We start from the raw sequence: 19,288 nt of genomic DNA, 5'->3' as shown, positions 1-19,288 counted from the left end.
CGGGCGCCCCGGACGGCGCAGCGCCGCCCCGGTCCGCGCCCGACGGCACCGGGAGCGCCGGTACCGGGCCCGGGCACAGCGCCGGACGCCGGCTCAGGCGCGGACGCCGGCCAGTTCCTGCGCGATCCGCGCCACGAGCCCGCGGGCCACGTCCGTCTTGGAGCCCTCCAGCACCTGCTCGGGGGCGCCGACGGCGCTGAGCACGGTCAGGACGGTGGTGTCCTGGCCGAACACGAGGTTCTCGCCCACGTGGTTCACGGCCAGCAGGTCGCAGCCCTTGCGCACGAGCTTCCGGCGCCCGAAGGTCAGCGGGTCGGTCTCGGCGTCACCGGTCTCGGCGGCGAAGCCGACCAGGAGCTGACGGCGCCGGGCCGTGTTGCGCAGGTCCACGAGCTCCTTGAGGACGTCCGGGTTGCGCACCAGCTCGAGCACGGGGTTGGTGCCGTCCTCGGCCTTCTTCATCTTGGCGTCGGCGATCCGGGCCGGGCGGTAGTCGGCCACCGCGGCGGCCATGACCACGACGTCGGCCCGCGCGGCGGCGCGCACGCAGGCCCGGCGCAGCTGCTCGGCGGTGCCGGCGTGCACGACCTCGACGCCGGCGGGCACCGGGGTCTCCAGGTGGGCGGCCACGAGGGTCACCGCGGCGCCGGCGTCCCGGGCGGCGGCGGCGATCGCCACGCCCTGCTTGCCGGAGGAGCGGTTGCCGAGGAACCGGACGGGGTCGAGCGGCTCGCGGGTGCCGCCCGCGCTCACGAGCACCCGGGTGCCGGCCAGCGGGCCGTCGGGGGCGTCATCGCGTCCGGCCAGGCGCAGCGCGGCGTCGCGGACGGCCTCCGGCTCGGGGAGCCGGCCGGGGCCCGAGTCGGGGCCGGTGAGCCGGCCGTCGGCGGGCTCGAGCACGGTGTGCCCGTGGGCGCGCAGCGTCGCGACGTTGGCCTGGACGGCCGGGTTGAGCCACATCTCGGTGTGCATCGCCGGGGCGAACAGCACCGGGGCGCGCGTGGCGAGCAGCGTGGTGGTCAGCAGGTCGTCGGCGTGGCCGTGGGCGGCGCGCGCGAGCAGGTCGGCGGTCGCCGGGGCGACGACGACGAGGTCGGCGGCCTGGCCCTGGTGGACGTGGTTGACCTCGTCCACCCGGTCGAAGACGTCCGTGCTGACCCGCTGGCCCGAGAGCGCCTCCCAGGTGGGGGCGCCCACGAAGCGCAGCGCGGCCTCGGTGGGCACGGGCACCACCGTGTGGCCGCTCTCGGTGAACAGGCGCAGGAGCAGCGCCGCCTTGTACGCGGCGATGCCCCCGCCGATGCCGAGGACGATCCTCATGTCCCCGCGCCCCGCGGCAGGGCTGCCGTTCGGCTCACAGGTCCTGGAGGTCCCCGGGCTCCCGCCCCGGCTCCTCCGGAGCGGCGTCCGCGGCGTCGCCGGCGCCGTCGGAGGCGTTGTCGGCGGCGATGGCCGCGCCGCTGCCGGGCAGGTCGCCCAGCGGCTCGGCCGGGCTCTCGGCGCCCGAGGAGAAGTCCACCGAGGTGCCGCCGGAGAAGGCGGCGTCCGCGGAGAAGTCCACGGCGCTCTCCTCGGTGCCCTGGGCGAAGAAGTCGGCGCCGAAGACGTCGGCGGCGAGGTCGGCCTCCGTGGTGAGCTGGCCGTTCTCGGCGAACCCGGCGTGCTCGACCGGGCGACCCTCGATGAGGCCCTCGTCGATCTCACGGAAGGAGATCGACAGCGGCTTCTCGTTGAGCTGGGTGTCCACGAGGGGCCCGACGTACTCGAACAGGCCCTCGTGCAGCTGCGAGTAGTAGGCATTGATCTGCCGGGCCCGCCGGGCGCCGAAGATCACGAGCCCGTACTTGGAGTCGGACTTCTTCAGCAGGGCGTCGATCGGCGGGTTGATGATGCCTTCGGTGTGGGTAGACAAGCGATTGCTCCAGACGGGGTGGACGGGTCTCAGGATGCCTGCTCGGGGTCGACCCCCATGAGCTGCACGAGTTCGGCGGCGGCGCGCTCGACCCGGTCGTTGATCACGGTGTGGTCGAACTCCGGCTCGGCCGCGAGCTCCAGTTTAGCGGTTTCCAGCCGGACCCGCTGTTCGGCCGCCGTCTCGGTGCCCCGGCCGACGAGCCGGGCGACCATCTCGTCCCAGCTGGGCGGGGCGAGGAACACGAAGTTGGCCTCGGGCATGGTGTTGCGGATCTGGCGGGCGCCCTGCAGGTCGATCTCGAGCAGCACGCTGCGCCCGCGCTCGAGGGCCCGCTCCACGGTGGAGCGCAGCGTGCCGTAGCGGTGCGAGTTGTGCACCACGGCCCACTCGAGCAGCTGGCCGTCGCGGGCCATGGCGTCGAACTCCTCGTCGGAGACGAAGAAGTAGTGGGTGCCGTCGATCTCCCCGGGGCGGGGGTCGCGGGTGGTCGCGGACACGGACAGCCACACCTGCGGGTAGTGGTCCCGGACGTAGGTCGAGACCGTGCCCTTGCCCACGGCGGTGGGTCCGGCGAGCACGGTCAGGGACGGGCGCGCGGCGCGGGGCGCGTCGGGGCTCACGGGCATCCTCCTGGGACTGGGGTGTTTCCCCCAATCTAGCGGATCGTGCCCGGGCCCCTCGCGCCCCGCCCGCGGGCGTCAGCGGTCGAGGTGCTCGATGAGCGCCTTGCGCTGGTGCACGCCGAGCCCGCGCAGCCGCCGGGTGCGGGCGATGCCGATCTCGTCCATGATGGCCGCGGAGCGGACCTTGCCGATGCCGGGGGTGGCCTCGAGCAGGTCCGAGACCTTCAGCCGGCTCACGGCCTCGTCCCGGTCCGCCCGGTCCAGGATCTCGGCGACCGTCATGCGGCGCTCGCGCAGCCCCTTCTTCACGTCGGCGCGCGCCGTCCGTGCCCGGGTGGCCTTCTCCCTCGCGGCGGCTCGCTCCTCGTCGGTCAACGGACGCAGTGCCATGTGGTTCCTCCTCGTCGCCACGGACTGCAGCCCCCGTCCCGCGAGAGGACGGACAGCCCGTTTGCTAAAGAAACTACATGAAGATCGATGCTTCGCGAGGCGACACGACCGTGGCGTGACCAGGCGTGTCGTCGCCGGACCACCGGCGGGAGCGTGCGCGCGGACGCGCCCGGAACTCAGCCCAGCGCGTCCGCCAGCTCCCCGGCGGAGCGGCGGACGGCCTCCCGCAGCGCGGACACGTCCGGCCCCCGGCGCAGGATCGCCCGGCTCGAGGCCGCGAGCACCTGGCCGGCCGCGGCGCCGAACACGGCCGGGAGCTCCTCGGCGCGGGCGCCCTGTGCGCCGTAGCCGGGGGCGAGCAGCGGGCCGCGCACCCCCGTCAGGTCGATGCCGAGCTCGGTCAGCGCGTTCCCGACCGTGGCGCCCACCACGAGCCCGCAGGAGCCCAGGCCGGCCCGGGCTGCGGACCCGCCCGCGGCCGGGGAGAACCGGGTGTTCTCGGTGGCCGCCGCGGCGCACACGGAGCCCGCCACCGACTCCCGGCCCCCGACGTGCTGGACGGAGCGGCCCTCGGGGTTGGAGGTGAGCGCCAGCACGAACGTGCCGCGGCCGGTGCGGGCCGCCAGGTCGAGGGCCGGGCGCAACGACTCGAAGCCGAGGTAGGGGCTCAGGGTCACCGCGTCCGCCGCGAGCGGGGACCCCTCCCCCAGCCACGCGGCCGCGTAGGCCTCCATCGTGGAGCCGATGTCGCCGCGCTTGGCGTCGGCGACCGTCAGCAGGCCCGCCGACCGGGACTGCGCGAGCAGCTCCTCGAGCACGGCGAAGCCGGCCGCGCCGTAGGGCTCGTACAGCGCCACCTGGGGCTTGAGCGCGGCGGCGTGCCCGGCGGCCGCCTCCAGGACCGTCAGCGTGAACCGGCGCAGGCCCTCCGCGGAGCGGGGCAGGCCCCACGCGTCCAGCAAGACCGGGTGCGGGTCGACGCCCACGCACAGCGGCCCGTGCTCGTCCATCGCCGCGCCCAGCCGCGCGCCGAAGGGTGCGGGGGGCACCGGGGCGGGGACCTCAGGCACGCACGGCCTCGGGCTCGTCGGCGCGCAGCAGGAGCTCGAGGCGCTGCTCGTGCTCCTGCAGGCTCGTCACGTCCCACGAGTAGGCGCGCAGCGCGGTCACGGCCTGCAGGGCGGCGCCCAGCACGGAGACCGTGGTCATCAGGGGCACCCCCACGCTGGTGGCCGCGGCACGGATCTCGTAGCCGTCGCCGCGGGCGGCACCGCCGGCCGGGGTGTTGAAGATCAGGTCGATCTCCCCGTCGGCGATGAGGTCCACGATGGTTCGCTCGCCGGGGGCCGTCTCGCGGATCTTGCGGACCACGGTGGACTCGATGCCGTTGCGGCGCAGGACGTCGGCGGTGCCGCCGGTGGCGAGGATCTCGAAGCCGAGGTCGCGGAACATCCGCACGTAGGCGATCGAGGAGCGCTTGTCCTTGTTGGCCACCGAGACGAACATCCGCCCGGAGGTGGGCAGGGAGACGTTCGCCGCGGCCTGGGCCTTGGCGAAGGCGGTGTCGAAGTACTTGTCCAGGCCCATGACCTCGCCGGTGGAGCGCATCTCCGGGCCGAGCAGGGAGTCGACCACGGCGCCCTCGGCGGTGCGGAACCGCGCGAAGGGCAGGACGGCCTCCTTCACGGCCACGGGGGCCGAGGCGGGCAGCGTGGACCCGTCGATCCGCTGGGGCAGGTGGCCCTGGGCCCGCAGCTGGGCGATGGTCGTGCCGGTGCCGATCAGGGCGGCGGCCTTGGCCAGCTGCACGCCCGTGGCCTTGGAGACGAACGGCACGGTGCGGGAGGCCCGCGGGTTGGCCTCGATGACGTAGAGGATGTCGGAGGCCACGGCGAACTGGATGTTGATGAGCCCGCACACGCCCACGCCGCGGGCGATGGCCAGGGTGGCCTCGCGCACGCGCTCGACCACGTCCGGGCCGAGGGTGATGGAGGGCAGGGTGCACGCGGAGTCCCCGGAGTGGATGCCGGCCTCCTCGAGGTGCTCCATGACCCCGCCCACGTAGAGGTCCGTCCCGTCGTAGAGGGCGTCCACGTCGATCTCGATGGCGTCCTCGAGGAACTTGTCGATCAGCGCGGGCCGGGAGGCGGAGACCTCGGTGGCGTTCTGCAGGTAGCGGGCCAGGGACGGCTCGTCGTAGACGATCTCCATGCCGCGGCCGCCGAGCACGTACGAGGGGCGCACGAGCACCGGGTAGCCGATGTCGTCCGCGATCCGCTTGGCGTCTTGGAAGGTGGACGCCGTGCCGTTCTTCGGCTGGCGCAGCCCGGCCTCGGCGAGCACGCGGGCGAACTCCCCCCGGTCCTCGGCGAGGTCGATGGCCTCGGGGGTGGTGCCGAGGATCGGCACGCCGGCGGCCTTGAGCTGCGCGGCGAGCTTGAGCGGGGTCTGCCCGCCCAGCTGCACGAACACGCCGAGCAGCCCGCCGGTGCGCCGCTCGACCTCGACGACCTCCATGACGTCCTCGAAGGTCAGGGGTTCGAAGTACAGCCGCGTGGAGACGTCGTAGTCGGTGGAGACGGTCTCCGGGTTGCAGTTGACCATGACGGTCTCGTGCCCGGCCTCGCGCAGCACCATGGACGCGTGCACGCACGAGTAGTCGAACTCGATGCCCTGCCCGATCCGGTTGGGCCCCGAGCCGAGGATCATGATCGAGGGGCGCTCGTGCCGGCCGACCTCGCTCTCCTCGTCGTAGGAGGAGTAGTGGTACGGGGTGAACGCCTCGAACTCCGCCGCGCACGTGTCGACGGTCTTGAACACGGGACGGAGGCCCAGCGCGTGGCGCACGCCGCGCACCACGTCCTCGGGCAGGTGGGCGAGCTCGCCGATCTGCGCGTCGGAGAAGCCGTGCCGCTTGGCCAGGCGCAGGGTGCGGACCGTGAGGTCGGCGTCCTGGCGCACGACGTCCGCGACCTCGTTGAGCAGCACCAGCTGGTCGAGGAACCAGGGGTCGATGCCCGTGGCCTCGTACAGCCGCTCCACGGACGCGCCGGCGAGCAGGGCCTGCTGGACCTGCTGGATCCGCTCCGTGGTGGGCGTGCGGGTGGCGTCGACCAGGCGCGCGAGGGCGTCGTCGTCGAGCTCGGGGCGCACGAAGGAGAAGCTGGAGCCCTTCTGCTCGAGGGAGCGCATGGCCTTCTGCAGCGCCTCGGTGAAGTTGCGCCCGATCGCCATGGCCTCGCCGACGGACTTCATGGTGGTGGTCAGCGTGGGGTCCGCGGCCGGGAACTTCTCGAACGCGAAGCGCGGGATCTTCACGACCACGTAGTCCAGCGTCGGCTCGAAGGACGCGGGGGTCTTGCGGGTGATGTCGTTGGGGATCTCGTCGAGCGTGTAGCCCAGCGACAGCTTCGTGGCGATCTTGGCGATCGGGAAGCCGGTGGCCTTCGAAGCGAGGGCCGATGAGCGGGAGACGCGCGGGTTCATCTCGATGACGACGACGCGGCCGGTGTCCGGCTCGATCGCGAACTGGATGTTGCACCCGCCGGTGTCGACGCCGACCTCGCGGATCACGGCGATCGCGATGTCCCGCAGGTTCTGGTACTCGCGGTCGGTCAGCGTCATGGCCGGGGCCACGGTGATCGAGTCCCCGGTGTGCACGCCCACGGGGTCGAAGTTCTCGATGGAGCACACGACCACGACGTTGTCGTGCTTGTCGCGCATCATCTCCAGCTCGTACTCCTTCCAGCCGAGGATGGACTCCTCGAGGAGCACCTCGGAGGTGGGGCTGTACTGGATGCCGGCGCCGGCGATGCGGTGCAGGTCCTCCTCGTCGTAGGCCATGCCCGAGCCCAGGCCGCCCATCGTGAAGGACGGGCGCACCACCATGGGGTAGCCCAGCTCCTCGGCGGCGGCCAGGGCCTCCGGCATGGAGTGCACGACGACGGACCGGGCGGACTCGGCGCCGCAGCGCTCCACCACGCCCTTGAACTTCTCGCGGTCCTCGCCGAGGTTGATGGCCTCGACGTTGGCGCCGATCAGCTCGACCCCGTACTTCTCGAGCACGCCGTTGGCGTCGAGGGCGATCGCCGTGTTGAGCGCGGTCTGCCCGCCCAGGGTCGGCAGCAGGGCGTCGGGCCGCTCCTTGGCGATGATCTTCTCCACCACCTCGGGGGTGATGGGCTCCACGTAGGTCGCGTCGGCGAACTCGGGGTCGGTCATGATGGTCGCCGGGTTGGAGTTCACGAGGATGACCCGCAGGCCCTCCTCCTTGAGCACCCGGAGGGCCTGCGTGCCCGAGTAGTCGAACTCCGCGGCCTGTCCGATGACGATAGGCCCGGAGCCGATGACCAGAACGCTGGTGAGATCTGTCCTGCGCGGCATGTCAGTTCTGCCCTTCTTCCTGTGCGTCCTGCGCGCCCTGGGCGCCGCCGGGGACGGCGTTGTCGATGGTCGGGTCGGCGCGGCCGTCCCGGTGGCTGTCCATCAGCTCGATGAACCGGCCGAAGAGGTAGGAGGCGTCGTGCGGGCCGGCGGCGGCCTCCGGGTGGTACTGCACCGAGAACGCGGGCAGGTCGAGGCAGTTGAGGCCCTCCACCACGTCGTCGTTGAGGCACACGTGGCTGACCTCGACGCGGCCGAACTCGCCCAGGGGCGCCCCGACCGGGCCGTCCAGCGGCGCGTCGACGGCGAAGCCGTGGTTGTGGGCGGTGATCTCCACGCGCCCGGTCCGGCGGTCGAGCACCGGCTGGTTGATCCCCCGGTGGCCGAAGACGAGCTTGTAGGTGCCGAAGCCCAGGGCTCGGCCCAGCAGCTGGTTGCCGAAGCAGATGCCGAAGAACGGGATGCCGGCGCGCAGCACCTCCCGCAGCGTCTCGACCTGCCGCTCGGCGGTGGCGGGGTCGCCGGGGCCGTTGGAGAAGAACACCCCGCGCGGGGCCAGGGCCCGGATCTGCTCGAAGCCGGTGTCGGCGGGCACCACGTGCACGCGCACCCCGCGCTCGGCGAAGCGGTGGGGCGTCATCGACTTGATGCCGAGGTCCACGGCCACGAGCTCGTGCAGCACCTCGCCGGTCCAGCCGTGCTCGGCGGGCTCGACGACATAGGCCTCCGGCACGGAGACCGTCTCGGCGAGCCGGCGCCCCTCCATCCGCTCGGCGGCGCCGACCTCGGCCACGAGCTCGGCGTCGGGGCGCAGCGCGGCGTCCCCGGAGAAGATCCCGCCGCGCATCGCGCCGCGGTCCCGCAGGTGGCGGGTGACGGCCCGGGTGTCGACGTCCTGGATGCCGACGACGCCCTGCGCGGCCAGCTGCTCGTCGAGGGACCCCTCGGAGCGCCAGTTGGACGGGCGGCGGGCGGCGTCGCGCACGACGTAGCCGGACACCCAGATCCGCCGGGACTCGGCGTCGGCGGCGTTGACGCCGGTGTTGCCGATGTGCGGGGCGGTCTGCACGACGAGCTGGCCGGCGTAGGACGGGTCGGTGATGGTTTCCTGGTAGCCGGTCATGCCGGTGGAGAACACGGCTTCGCCGAGGGCGGTGCCGAGCGCGCCGTAGGCGCGGCCGCGGAAGACGCGGCCGTCCTCCAGCACGAGCACGGCGGGGTTAGTGGTGATCGAGCTCAAGGTCGTCCTCACGTTCAGGTCTGTGGGTCGGGAAGGCGGGCGGCGGCGGGGCGCCGCCGGGGGGTCAGGAGTGCGGTGCCGGGGCGATCGCCTCCACGGCGGCGAGGAGGCGCTGCTTGTCCTCGGCCCGCTGGGTGCGGAAGCCGGTGTCCACCACGGTGGGGCCCAGCTTCCAGGTGAGCACGGCGAGCCCGTCCTTCTCCACGAACTTGCCGACCATGCCGGAGCTGGTGCCCACGGCCACGACGTCCGCGGCGGGGACGAACAGGGCCGGGGCGCCCTGCCGGTCGATCAGCACGCCGTCGTCGAGGACCAGGACCGTCGCGCGGGCGCGGACGCCGAGCCCGTGGGCGGCGATCCGCTCGAGCGGGGCGCCGGTCTCCGTGGTGCTCACGTACATGCCCGGCACGACGAGCCGCGGCTCGCGCTCCTCGATCCCCGCGGGCGGCGCGGCCGGCGCGGCGATCCCGGACTGGCGCCGCACGCGCGTGGTCCAGCCCCGGCGGAGCAGGGCGAAGAGCACGGCGAGGATGAGGACCGTGACGAGCACGGTGGTGAGCTGGTCCATGGGACGGGGGCCTCCGGGCGGTGGAAGGGGTCGGCGCGGTCAGGCGGCAGAGGTCGGGACGGGGGTGTGGAGCGCTCCGTCGAGGACGGTGGGGTGGCCGCGGAAGAAGGTGGCGCGGACCGCGCCGGGCAGCTCCATGCCGCGGTAGGGGCTGTTGCGGCCCTTGGACGCGTGCCGGGCGGGGTCCACCACGGTGGTCGCGGCCGGGTCCCACAGGGTGATGTTCGCGGGCTCGCCCTCCTCGAGCGGCCGGCCCTGGCCGGCGAGGCGCCCGATCCGGGCGGGGGTCGCCGAGGTGATCCGGGCGACGTCGCGCCAGGTGAGGAGGCCGGTGTCGACGAGGCTCAGCTGGACCACGGACAGCGCGGTCTCGAGCCCGGTCATCCCGTTGGCCGCGCAGGACCACTCGCACTCCTTGTCCTCGGCCGGGTGCGGGGCGTGGTCGGTGCCGATCACGTCGATGGTGCCGTCGGCCACGGCCTCGCGCAGGGCGTGCACGTCCTCGTCCGTGCGCAGCGGCGGGTTGACCTTGAACACGGGGTCGAAACTGCGGACCCGCTCGTCGGTGAGCAGCAGGTGGTGCGGGGTGGCCTCGGCGGTGACGTCGATGCCGCGCTGCTTGGCCCAGCGGACGATGTCCACGGAGCCCCTGGTGGAGAGGTGGCAGATGTGCACGCGGGAGCCGACGTGCTCGGCGAGCAGCACGTCGCGGGCGATGATGGCCTCCTCCGCGACGGCGGGCCAGCCCGTCAGCCCGAGCTCGGCGGACACGGAGCCCTCGTTCATCTGGGCGCCCTCCGTCAGCCGGGGCTCCTGGGCGTGCTGGGCCACGACGCCGTCGAAGCCCTTGACGTACTCCAGCGCCCGGCGCATGAGCACCGGGTCGTGCACGCACATGCCGTCGTCGGAGAACATCCGCACCCCGGCCCGGGACTCGGCCATCGCCATGATCTCGGACAGCCGCTCGCCCTTCAGGCCCACGGTCACGGCGCCCACGGGACGGACCTCGACCCAGCCCGCGGAGCGGCCCAGCTCGTGCACCTGCTCCACAACACCGGCCGTGTCCGCCACGGGATCCGAGTTGGCCATCGCGAAGACCGCGGTGTAGCCGCCGAGCGCCGCCGCCCGGGTGCCGGTCTCGACGGTCTCGGCGTCCTCCCGGCCCGGCTCGCGCAGGTGGGTGTGGATGTCCACGAGCCCGGGCAGGGCCACGAGCCCGGCGGCGTCCACGACCTGGGCGTCGCCCGCGGCCGCGGCGAGGTCGGGGCCGATGCGCCGGATGACGCCGTCCTCGACGAGGATGTCGGCGGTCTGCTCGCCGAGCAGCTGGGCGCCCTGGATGAGGTACGAGGTCACGTGGGTTCAGCGCTCCTGGGGTGCGGGGTGGAGGTGGGGTCGAGGTCGTCGCCGGACAGCAGCAGGTAGAGCACCGACATCCGCACGGAGACGCCGTTGCGCACCTGGTCCAGGACCGTGGAGCGCGGGGAGTCCGCGGCGGCCGAGGAGATCTCCAGGCCGCGGTTCATGGGTCCCGGGTGCATGATCGCGGTGCTCGCCCCGGCGTCGTCGAGGGCGGCGACCCGCTCGGGGGTCAGCCCCCACTCCCGGGCGTACTCCTGGGCGGTCGGGAAGAACGCGGCGTGCATCCGCTCCCGCTGCACGCGCAGCATCATCACGGCGTCGGGGGCGGGGTCGAGCGCCTCGTCGAGGGAGAAGACCACCCGGCACGGCCAGTCCGCGATGCCGACGGGCAGCAGCGTGGGCGGGGCCACGAACGTGACCCGGGCGCCCAGGGTGGTGAACAGCCACAGGTCGGAGCGGGCCACCCGGGAGTGCAGGACGTCGCCGACGATCACCACGTGCAGGCCCTCGAGGTCGAGCCCGCGGGTGCTCTCGCGGCCCTCGGTGCGGGCGCGGTGCTGGCGCAGGGTCATGGCGTCGAGCAGGGCCTGCGTGGGGTGCTCGTGGGTGCCGTCGCCGGCGTTGACCACGGCGGCGTCGATCCAGTCGGACTCGGCGAGCTGCTGCGGGGAGCCGGAGGCCGAGTGCCGGATCACCACGGCGTCGGCGCTCATCGCGGCGAGGGTCTGGGCGGTGTCCTTGAGGGACTCGCCCTTGGAGACCGAGGAGCCCTTGGCGGAGAAGTTCAGGACGTCCGCGGACAGGCGCTTGGCGGCCGTCTCGAAGGAGATGCGGGTGCGGGTCGAGTCCTCGAAGAAGAGGTTGACCACGGTGCGGCCCCGCAGGGCGGGGAGCTTCTTGACGGAGCGCTGGCCCACGGCGGCCATCTGGTCCGCGGTGTCCAGGACCGTCAGGGCGGCGTCGTAGGAGAGGTCCTTCGTGGACAGCAGGTGCCTCATGCGCCGGCTCCGGGCGCGGTGGTCTCGATGACCACGCAGTCGGCGTTCTCGTCCGCGCGCGGCTCGGGGTCGGTCTCGGCCAGGCGGACCCGGACCTTCTCCTGGGAGGACGTGGGCAGGTTCTTGCCCACGTGGTCGGCGCGGATGGGCAGCTCCCGGTGGCCGCGGTCCACGAGGACGGCGAGGCGGACCACGCGGGGGCGGCCGACGTCCACGAGGGCGTCGAGGGCGGCGCGCACGGTGCGCCCGGAGTACAGCACGTCGTCGACGAGGACCACGGTGCGCCCGTCGATGCCCTGCACGGGGATGCGGGTCGGCTGCGGGGCGCGGGCGGGGTTCTTGCGCAGGTCGTCGCGGAACATGGTGACGTCGAGCTGGCCGAGGCTCGCGGCGGCGTCGAAGCCGGGATCGGTCGCGGCGATCTTGGCGGCGATCCGCTGGGCCAGCGGATAGCCGCGGCGCGGGATGCCGAGCAGGACGAGGTCCGAGCTGCCCTTGTTGGCCTCGAGGATCTCGTGGGCGATGCGCGTCAGCGCGCGGTCGATGTCGGCTGCCGAGAGGATGACGCGCGCGGCCGCGGGTCCCGTCGAGGGACCGGCCGTGGTGGTGTCGTCAGTCATGGGTGCCGCCTCCTTCCCCGCCTCACAGGACGGACTTAAAGGTTGCTTGCTCGCCCCAAGCTAGCACAGCGGCCCTCCCGCCCCGGGCCGGACGTGACCTCCGTCTCGTCCGGCGACCCCGTCCTGGCCAGGCACGGTGCGGGGTCCGCCCCGCCCGCGGCGGTGGCCGCGGCCGGGCCGGGGGCGACGCGCACGACGTCCGGGGTCCCGGGCGGTGACGGCGGCCCAGGACCCTCCGCACGACCCCGGTCCTCCCGGCGCCGTCGAGGTCGGGCAGCGCTCAGGGGTCCGGCGGTCGGCTCAGCCCAGCAGGGTCGGCTTCATCTGCTGCAGCCGGCCCAGCAGGCCGTTGACGAAGCGTGGGGAGTCGTCCCCCGCGAGCTCCTTGGCGAGGTTCACGGCCTCGGCCACGGCGACCCCGTCCGGGACGTCGTCGTTGAACAGCAGCTCCCAGGCCCCCACGCGCAGCACGTTGCGGTCCACGGCCGGCATCCGCTCGAGGGTCCAGCCCTGGGAGTACGTCTCGAGGTACTCGTCGAGCTCACCGCGGCGCATGGTGACCCCGAGCACGAGCTCCTCGGCGTACGGGGAGACGAGCGAGTCGCTGTGCACCCGGCGCCGCTCCATGACCTCGCGGGCGTCCTCGGAGCGCTGCTCGGCCTCGAAGAGGATCTCCACGGCGCGCCGGCGCGCCTTGCCCCGGGCGCTCACTCGTTGACGCGGCCCAGGTAGTCACCCGTGCGGGTGTCGACCTTGACCTTGGTGCCCTGCTCGAGGAAGAGCGGCACCTGGATCTGGTAGCCGGTCTCCACGGTGGCGGGCTTGGTGCCGCCGGTGGAGCGGTCGCCCTGCAGGCCCGGCTCGGTGTAGGTGATCTCGAGGACCACGGACGCGGGCAGCTCGATGTAGAGCGGGGCGCCGTCGTGCAGCGCGATGGTCGCGTTGAGGTTCTCGAGCATGAAGTTGGCGGCGTCGCCCACGACCTCGCCGGGGACGGTGATCTGGTCGTAGGTTTTGTTGTCCATGAAGACGTAGTCGGCGCCGTCCTGGTACAGGTACTGGTACTCGCTGCGGTCCACCGTGGCGGTCTCGATCTTGGCGCCGGCGTTGAAGGTCTTGTCGACGACCTTCCCGGAGGTGATGTTGCGCATCTTGGTGCGCACGAACGCCCCGCCCTTGCCCGGCTTGACGTGCTGGAACTCGATGACGTTCCAGAGGTTGCCCTCCAGCTTCAGGACGGTGCCGTTCTTGATGTCGTTGGTGGTAGCCACAGGTTCTCTCTCTGGTTGTCTGCGAAGTCGGCAGGTCGGCGCGGTCGGGGGGTGTCGTCCCGGGCCGCGGAACAGTCTAGCTGGGCGCGCCCTCGGCGATCTCCTGGTAGGTGGCGAAGAGGATCGCGGGGTCGGGGACCTCGAGCACGCGGGGCCGGCCGACGGCGTCGAGGACGATGAAGCGCAGCAGGTTCCCGCGGGTCTTCTTGTCCCGCTTCATGACCTCCAGCAGCCGCGGCCACTGGTCCCACCGGTACGTGGTCGGCAGCCCGAGGGAGGCGAGGACGCTGCGGTGGCGCTCGACGACGTCGTCGGCCAGGTTCCCGGCGGTGCGGGCGAGCTCCGCGGCGAAGACCATCCCTACGGACACCGCGGCGCCGTGGCGCCACTGGTAGCGCTCGTTGTGCTCGATCGCGTGGCCGAGGGTGTGCCCGTAGTTGAGGACCTCACGGCGGCCGGCCTCGCGCAGGTCGCCGGAGACGATCTCGGCCTTGACCCGGATGCTGCGCTCCACGAGCTCGCGCACCACCTCGGACTGCGAGTCGCGCACCGCCGCCGGGTGGGCCTCGATGAGCTCGAGGATCCGCTCGTCGGCGATGAAGCCGCACTTGACGACCTCCGCCATGCCGGTGAGCAGCTCGTTCTCGGGCAGCGTCCGCAGCGTGTCGAGGTCGCAGAGGACGGCCGCGGGCGGGTGGAAGGCGCCGACGAGGTTCTTGCCCTCGGCCGTGTTGATCCCGGTCTTGCCGCCCACGGCGGCGTCGACCATGCCGAGCAGGGTGGTGGGCACGTGCACCACGCGCACGCCGCGCAGCCAGGTGGCGGCCACGAAGCCCGCGAGGTCGGAGACCGCTCCCCCGCCCACGGAGACGACCGCGTCGGAGCGGGTGAAGTCGTTCTGCCCGAGGACCTGCCAGCAGAAGGACGCCACCTGGACGTGCTTGCCCTCCTCGGCGTCCGGGATCTCGGCGGTGAACGCCTGGTAGCCCTGGCCGCGCAGCTCCTCCATCACCACGTCGCCGGTGCTGCGCAGCGCCCGCGGGTGGATGACGAGCACGCGCTGGACCCGGTCGCCGAGCACGCGCGGGATCTCCCCGAGCAGCCCGTGGCCCACGAGGACGTCGTAATTCTCGGCCGGGCGGTCCCCGGTGACGGGAATGGTCGTGACGGTGCGGGGAGCGGACTCGCTCATGCCTGGACCTCCTGGGTGCTGTCGGTGGTGCCGCCGGCGCTCCGGTGGGAGCGCAGGCGGGTGAGCTCCGCCTCGAGGTCGGCGCCGATCTCGGCGACGGGCCGGTTGCCCCGGCCGTCGAGGGTGATGTCGGCGAGCTCCTCGTAGCAGGCGCGGCGGGAGTCGTAGAGCTCCTGCCAGCGCCGCTCCGGGTCCGGCTGGAGCATGGGGCGGGTCCGGTTGCCGCTGATCCGGGGCAGCACGGTCTCGGTGTCGACCTCGAGGTAGGCGACGAGCTCGTGGCGCAGCAGCTCCCGGGTGGACGGGGTCATGGGGGCGCCGCCGCCCACGGAGAAGATCGCGTTGGCGTGGTCGGGGTCCCGGAGGATCTCGGCGACGGTGTCCGCCTCGAGGTCGCGGAAGTACTTCTCGCCGTGCTCGGCGAAGATCTTCGAGATCACCCCGTAGCGGGAGACGATGACCTGGTCCGCGTCCACGAAGTCGTAGCCGTAGAACTTGGACATGTGCAGCGCCAGGAAGGACTTGCCGGCGGCCATGGGCCCGATCAGCACCACGGGTCGCTGCGGGGCCGCGGCGGCGTCGGCCGGGGCGGGGAACTGCGCGTTCACGCCTGGCCCTCCCCGCTCTCTGCGGGCGCCACGAGGGGGTCGCCCATGTGGTCGTCGCGCGTCGCGGCGACGTCGTCCTCGAACGCCCCGAGCTCGCCGGCGGAGTGCAGGGACTCCGGTATCGAGGCGAGGTAGGCGTCCTTGTTGCGGGCGGTCTCGGTGATCGAGTCCCCGCCGAACTTCTCCGTCACGGCGTCGGCCAGCACGAGGGCCACCATCGCCTCGGCGACCACACCGGCCGCGGGCACGGCGCAGACGTCCGAGCGCTGGTGGTGGGCGCGGGCGGCCTCGCCGGTGGCGACGTCGACGGTGCGCAGGGCCTTCGGCACGGTGGCGATCGGCTTCATGGCCGCGCGCACGCGCAGGACGTCCCCGATGGACATGCCGCCCTCGATCCCGCCGGCCCGGTTGCTCACGCGGCGCACGACGCCGTCGGCGCCGCGGGAGATCTCGTCGTGGGCCTCCGAGCCGGGCCGGCCGGCGGTCAGGAAGCCGTCCCCGACCTCGACCCCCTTGATGGCCTGGATGCCCATCAGGGCCCCGGCCAGGCGGGAGTCCAGCCGGCGGTCCCAGTGCACGTAGGAGCCGAGCCCCGGCGGCAGCCCGTAGGCGAGGACCTCGACGACGCCGCCGAGGGTCTCCCCGTCCTTGTGGGCGGCGTCCACCGTTGCCACCATGGTCTCCGCCGTGGCGGGGTCGAAGCAGCGCAGGGGGTCGGCGTCGAGGGCGGGGACGTCGGACGGCAGCGGGCGCGGGGCGTCCACCGGGGCGCTGACGGCGCCCACGGCGGTCGTGTGGGAGACGAGGTGCACCCCCACGGCCTCGAGGATCTTCGCGGCGACGGCCCCGAGGGCCACGCGCGTGGCGGTCTCCCGGGCGCTGGCCCGCTCGAGCACGGGCCGGGCCTCGTCGAAGCCGTACTTCTGCATGCCGGTGAGATCGGCGTGGCCGGGGCGGGGGCGGGTCAGGGGGGCGTTGCGGGCGCGGCCCGCGAGCACGTCCGGGTCCACGGGATCGGCGGACATCACCTCGCGCCACTTGGGCCACTCGGTGTTGGCGATCTCGATCGCCACCGGCCCGCCCTGGGTCACGCCGTGGCGGACGCCGCCGAGCAGGCGCACCTGGTCCTGCTCGAACTTCATCCGCGCGCCGCGCCCGTAGCCGAGGCGGCGGCGGGCCAGGGCGTCGCGGACGTCCTGGCTGGTCAGGCTGACACCCGCCGGAACGCCCTCGATGATCCCGACGAGCGCCTCGCCGTGTGACTCGCCGGCCGTGAGCCAACGCAACATAACAACTCTTTCCGTTCGGGGTCGCGGCGGCAGGGCCCCGGAGGGCGCGGCCGCCGACAGGTCTCAGGTGCGGGGCAGGGACGGGGTGGCGAAGATGGGCCGCCCCACGGCCGTGCACATCGCCGCGACCACGTCCTGCTCGCGGGGCAGGGTGGTGCCCGGGTCGCGGCCGGTGAAGAGGCGGATCTGGTCCACCGCCTGGAAGATCAGCATATCGAGTCCGGGGGCCACCGCTCCCCCGGCCCGGGACCAGGCCCCGGCGATCGCCGACGGCCACGGGTCGTAGGCGGCGTCCAGGAGGACGCCCGTGGTGGCCGGGGCGGCGGCCTCCAGCTGCGCCGCCAGCTCGTCCGCGCCGTGCGGCGGGAGGGTCGAGACGACCACGTCGTAGCCGGCCAGGAGGCCCGGCGCCTCGTCCCACGTCCGCAGGCGCACGGGGATCCCGAGCCGGCGCCCCGCCTCCACGGCGCGTCCGGCGCGGGGGGCGGAGCGCACGAAGACGTCCACGGAGGCGGCTCCGAGCCGCTGCGCGGCGGCGACGGCGGCCGTGGCCGTGCCGCCCCCGCCGAGGACGGCGGCCCGGGGTGCGTCCGGCACGGTGCCCGCCGCGAGCACGGCGCCCACGATGCCGGTGACGTCGGTGTTGTGGCCCAGCACCGTCCCGTCCGGGCGGAAGAGCAGGGTGTTGACCGCGCCGACCGCGTCCCCGAGGGCGGTCAGCTCGTCGGCGCACGCGGCGGCGACCGACTTGAGGGGCATCGTCACCGACAGCCCGCGCCAGGCGGGGTCGCCGCGGCGGGCGTCGACGAACGGCGGGAGCTGCTCCTCGACCAGGTCGTGGGCGTCGTAGTGCACGTCCTCGCCCAGCACCGCGTACGCGGCGCGGTGCAGGTCCGGGGACCTCGAGTGGCCGATGGGGTGGCCCACCACGGCGGCACGGGCGGGGCTCACCCGCACCGGCCCTCGTTCTCGCTGCACCACTGGTTGTACTCCTCCACGTACCCCAGGTGCTCGGCGTAGGTCTCGGCGAACTTCGTCTCGCCCGTCTCGAGGTCCACGGTCACCCAGAAGTAGTAGTCGTTGTCCTGCGGGTCGGCGGCCGCCGCGATGGCGGCGTCGCCCGGGGAGCCGATCGGGCCCACCGGCAGTCCCGGGTTGGCGAAGGTGTTGTACCGGTTGGACTTGTCGCGGCGCTCCTCCTCCGAGAAGTCGTAGCTCCTGCGGTCGAGGCCGTAGGTCACGGACGCGTCGGACTGGATGAACCCGGAAGTCTCGCCCTCGGGGTTCTCGAGGCGGTTCTCGATCGCGCCGGCCACCACGTCGTAGTGCTCGGGCTGGACCTCGAACTCGATGATCGAGCCGATGGTGAGGGCCTCGAAGATCTCGTCCTCGTCGGTGATGCCGTTCTCGTCGAGGGTCGCCCGGGTGCTGTCCACCATGGTCCGCAGGATCTGCTCCGCCGTGGCGTCCAGCGGGAACCGGTACTCGCCCGGGTGCAGCCAGCCCTCGAGGGTCGGGAAGCGGTCCGGGATCCCGAACGTCTCCGTGTCCTCCCGGTAGGCCTCGAACTCGGAGACGGGGATGCCGGTGGACTCGCTGAGGACCCCGAACACGTCGGACATGCGTAGGGTCCGGTTGACCGCCGCGTAGTGGCTGGCCTCGTCCTCCTCCATGAGGGTGCCCACGGCGGCCTCCGAGCTCATCTCCGTGCGCAGCTCGTACTCGCCCGGCTGGATGAACTGCTCGGCGTGGTCCTCCTGGTAGGTCTCGATGAACGTCTCGGCGTCCGCCACGATCCCCTGCGCCTCGAGGGCGACGGCGACCTGACCGGTGGTGGCGCCCTCGGCCACGGAGAAGGTCACGAGGTCCTTGCCGTCGCCGCGGTAGTCCCGGATCTCGAACCACCCGAAGGTGGAGGCGAGCACGGACACGGTGATCAGCGCGGCGAGCAGGAACAGGGCGATGGCCGTGGTCAGGGACACCCGGCCGCGGCGCCGGCGCCGCTCGACCTGCTCGGGGGTGAGCTCCTCGTGCTCGAAGGCGCCGCGCAGGCCCGTGGAGGGCTCCCGCGACGACGGGGAGTCCAGCAGGCTGCCCAGACCGCCGCCGGACGACTCGCGGGGCGCCTCGGCTCGGCGGGGCGCCGACTGGTCGTACGGGTCGTCGCTCACGAATGCTCTCCGTCCGGATCGGTGGTCGTCAACGGTGCCGTCCGCGCCCGGTCGGGCGCTCCGGCGGTGTCCTCGGCGGTGTCCTCGGCCGTGTTCCCGGCTCCGGTGGTCGACTCCCCGCGGTGCGCCACGGCGGGACCCTGCCCGTCGTGGTCACTCCCATTATGCGGGACGGCGGGGTCCGGGGCGGCGGGAACCGGCGGGTCCACCGGCGCGCCGGGCTCCGCGCCGGTCGCCTTGGCCCGGTCCAGGGCGCTCTGCAGGATGGTGGCCGCGGCCACCTGGTCGACCTTGTCCATGTGGTCGCGGCGGGAGACCCCGGCCTCCAGCAGCGCCCGGTGGGCGTCCACCGTGCTGAGGCGCTCGTCGACCAGCCGCACCGGAACGTCGCGGCCCTTCACGCGCAGCCGCCGCACGAGGGCCTCCGCGTAGTCCCTCGCCATCGCGGTCGAGGCGTTCTCCCCGCCGTCGAGGCTGCGGGGCAGACCGACGTAGACGGCGACGACGTCGTGCTCCTGGACCAGCCCGGCCAGCAGCTTCACGTCGAAGCCCTTCCGGGGGTCGCGCCGCAGCGTGGTGAGCGGCGTGGCGAGGATGCCGTCGGGGTCGCACAGGGCGACCCCGACGCGGACGAGGCCGACGTCGACCCCCATCCGCC

18 protein-coding genes and 1 pseudogene are annotated in these 19,288 nt (G+C 73.4%); all 19 read right to left on the bottom strand.

Annotated features, from left to right (window positions below):
• Positions 1-93 precede the first annotated feature (93 nt).
• The gene (gene coaBC / locus ACYVM4_RS17330; RefSeq protein ID WP_368820130.1) at positions 94-1,320 is read right to left on the bottom strand and encodes a bifunctional phosphopantothenoylcysteine decarboxylase/phosphopantothenate--cysteine ligase CoaBC; all 1,227 of its coding nucleotides are present in this window, start codon (positions 1,318-1,320) and stop codon (positions 94-96) included.
• Between the two features lie 337 nt (positions 1,321-1,657).
• A pseudogene (rpoZ, locus tag ACYVM4_RS17325) lies at positions 1,658-1,912 on the bottom strand (DNA-directed RNA polymerase subunit omega); the annotation flags it as partial.
• 29 nt (positions 1,913-1,941) lie between these two features.
• A complete protein-coding gene (gmk, locus tag ACYVM4_RS17320; protein WP_368820129.1) occupies positions 1,942-2,541 on the bottom strand; it encodes a guanylate kinase in 600 nt (199 codons plus the stop codon).
• Positions 2,542-2,613: 72 nt separating this feature from the next.
• Positions 2,614-2,928: an integration host factor, actinobacterial type gene (mihF, locus tag ACYVM4_RS17315; protein ID WP_298585835.1), complete on the bottom strand. Its 315-nt coding sequence runs from the start codon at positions 2,926-2,928 to the stop codon at positions 2,614-2,616.
• 176 nt (positions 2,929-3,104) lie between these two features.
• Positions 3,105-3,938 carry an orotidine-5'-phosphate decarboxylase gene (gene pyrF / locus ACYVM4_RS17310; RefSeq protein WP_460669357.1) on the bottom strand — a complete coding sequence of 278 codons (834 nt, stop codon included), beginning with the start codon at positions 3,936-3,938 and terminating at the stop codon, positions 3,105-3,107.
• 52 nt (positions 3,939-3,990) lie between these two features.
• Entirely contained in the window at positions 3,991-7,311 is a 3,321-nt protein-coding gene (gene carB, locus ACYVM4_RS17305) for a carbamoyl-phosphate synthase large subunit (protein WP_460669329.1), read from the bottom strand.
• A 1-nt stretch (position 7,312) separates the two neighbouring features.
• Positions 7,313-8,551 (bottom strand): glutamine-hydrolyzing carbamoyl-phosphate synthase small subunit, encoded by a 1,239-nt coding sequence (carA, locus tag ACYVM4_RS17300; protein ID WP_460669328.1) that lies wholly within the window; start codon positions 8,549-8,551, stop codon positions 7,313-7,315.
• Positions 8,552-8,615: 64 nt separating this feature from the next.
• The gene (locus tag ACYVM4_RS17295) at positions 8,616-9,119 is read right to left on the bottom strand and encodes a PH-like domain-containing protein (RefSeq protein WP_368820125.1); all 504 of its coding nucleotides are present in this window, start codon (positions 9,117-9,119) and stop codon (positions 8,616-8,618) included.
• A 39-nt stretch (positions 9,120-9,158) separates the two neighbouring features.
• Positions 9,159-10,475, bottom strand: a complete 1,317-nt coding sequence (locus tag ACYVM4_RS17290; RefSeq protein ID WP_460669327.1) for a dihydroorotase — start codon at positions 10,473-10,475, stop codon at positions 9,159-9,161.
• Positions 10,472-11,479, bottom strand: coding sequence for an aspartate carbamoyltransferase catalytic subunit (locus ACYVM4_RS17285; RefSeq protein ID WP_368820123.1), 1,008 nt, complete (start codon positions 11,477-11,479; stop codon positions 10,472-10,474). The genes ACYVM4_RS17290 and ACYVM4_RS17285 overlap by 4 nt, the downstream gene beginning before the upstream one ends.
• Complete coding sequence (gene pyrR / locus ACYVM4_RS17280; protein ID WP_368820122.1) at positions 11,476-12,099, bottom strand: bifunctional pyr operon transcriptional regulator/uracil phosphoribosyltransferase PyrR; 624 nt, start codon at positions 12,097-12,099, stop codon at positions 11,476-11,478. The genes ACYVM4_RS17285 and pyrR overlap by 4 nt, the downstream gene beginning before the upstream one ends.
• A gap of 300 nt (positions 12,100-12,399) precedes the next feature.
• Positions 12,400-12,810: a transcription antitermination factor NusB gene (gene nusB, locus ACYVM4_RS17275; RefSeq protein WP_368820120.1), complete on the bottom strand. Its 411-nt coding sequence runs from the start codon at positions 12,808-12,810 to the stop codon at positions 12,400-12,402.
• The gene (gene efp / locus ACYVM4_RS17270) at positions 12,807-13,370 is read right to left on the bottom strand and encodes an elongation factor P (RefSeq protein WP_368820119.1); all 564 of its coding nucleotides are present in this window, start codon (positions 13,368-13,370) and stop codon (positions 12,807-12,809) included. Before efp ends, nusB begins: the two co-directional genes overlap by 4 nt.
• Positions 13,371-13,446: 76 nt before the next feature.
• On the bottom strand, positions 13,447-14,562 hold the full coding sequence (gene aroB, locus ACYVM4_RS17265; RefSeq protein WP_460669326.1) for a 3-dehydroquinate synthase: 1,116 nt from the start codon (positions 14,560-14,562) through the stop codon (positions 13,447-13,449).
• A complete protein-coding gene (locus ACYVM4_RS17260; RefSeq protein WP_368820116.1) occupies positions 14,559-15,170 on the bottom strand; it encodes a shikimate kinase in 612 nt (203 codons plus the stop codon). Before ACYVM4_RS17260 ends, aroB begins: the two co-directional genes overlap by 4 nt.
• Positions 15,167-16,459 carry a chorismate synthase gene (gene aroC, locus ACYVM4_RS17255; protein WP_460669325.1) on the bottom strand — a complete coding sequence of 431 codons (1,293 nt, stop codon included), beginning with the start codon at positions 16,457-16,459 and terminating at the stop codon, positions 15,167-15,169. The genes ACYVM4_RS17260 and aroC overlap by 4 nt, the downstream gene beginning before the upstream one ends.
• Positions 16,460-16,522: 63 nt before the next feature.
• Complete coding sequence (locus ACYVM4_RS17250; protein WP_460669356.1) at positions 16,523-17,416, bottom strand: shikimate dehydrogenase; 894 nt, start codon at positions 17,414-17,416, stop codon at positions 16,523-16,525.
• Complete coding sequence (locus ACYVM4_RS17245) at positions 17,407-18,630, bottom strand: endolytic transglycosylase MltG (protein WP_460669324.1); 1,224 nt, start codon at positions 18,628-18,630, stop codon at positions 17,407-17,409. The genes ACYVM4_RS17250 and ACYVM4_RS17245 overlap by 10 nt, the downstream gene beginning before the upstream one ends.
• Positions 18,627-19,283, bottom strand: a complete 657-nt coding sequence (gene ruvX, locus ACYVM4_RS17240) for a Holliday junction resolvase RuvX (protein ID WP_368820112.1) — start codon at positions 19,281-19,283, stop codon at positions 18,627-18,629. Before ruvX ends, ACYVM4_RS17245 begins: the two co-directional genes overlap by 4 nt.
• Between the last annotated feature and the right edge of the window lie 5 nt (positions 19,284-19,288).

The sequence above is a fragment of the Kocuria himachalensis genome (assembly GCF_054784195.1).
Note: the sequence above shows the minus strand (reverse complement) of the source record. Positions and strands in the feature narration are given on the sequence as shown.

What these genes read in the sequence shown, in the direction of transcription:
- coaBC (WP_368820130.1), bottom strand. Translation starts at nt 1,320, where the DNA reads ATGAGGATCGTCCTCGGCATCGGCGGGGGCATCGCCGCGTACAAGGCG.
- gmk (WP_368820129.1), bottom strand. Translation starts at nt 2,541, where the DNA reads ATGCCCGTGAGCCCCGACGCGCCCCGCGCCGCGCGCCCGTCCCTGACC.
- mihF (WP_298585835.1), bottom strand. Translation starts at nt 2,928, where the DNA reads ATGGCACTGCGTCCGTTGACCGACGAGGAGCGAGCCGCCGCGAGGGAG.
- pyrF (WP_460669357.1), bottom strand. Translation starts at nt 3,938, where the DNA reads ATGGACGAGCACGGGCCGCTGTGCGTGGGCGTCGACCCGCACCCGGTC.
- carB (WP_460669329.1), bottom strand. Translation starts at nt 7,311, where the DNA reads ATGCCGCGCAGGACAGATCTCACCAGCGTTCTGGTCATCGGCTCCGGG.
- ACYVM4_RS17295 (WP_368820125.1), bottom strand. Translation starts at nt 9,119, where the DNA reads ATGGACCAGCTCACCACCGTGCTCGTCACGGTCCTCATCCTCGCCGTG.
- ACYVM4_RS17285 (WP_368820123.1), bottom strand. Translation starts at nt 11,479, where the DNA reads ATGAGGCACCTGCTGTCCACGAAGGACCTCTCCTACGACGCCGCCCTG.
- pyrR (WP_368820122.1), bottom strand. Translation starts at nt 12,099, where the DNA reads ATGACTGACGACACCACCACGGCCGGTCCCTCGACGGGACCCGCGGCC.
- aroB (WP_460669326.1), bottom strand. Translation starts at nt 14,562, where the DNA reads ATGAGCGAGTCCGCTCCCCGCACCGTCACGACCATTCCCGTCACCGGG.
- aroC (WP_460669325.1), bottom strand. Translation starts at nt 16,459, where the DNA reads ATGTTGCGTTGGCTCACGGCCGGCGAGTCACACGGCGAGGCGCTCGTC.
- ruvX (WP_368820112.1), bottom strand. Translation starts at nt 19,283, where the DNA reads ATGGGGGTCGACGTCGGCCTCGTCCGCGTCGGGGTCGCCCTGTGCGAC.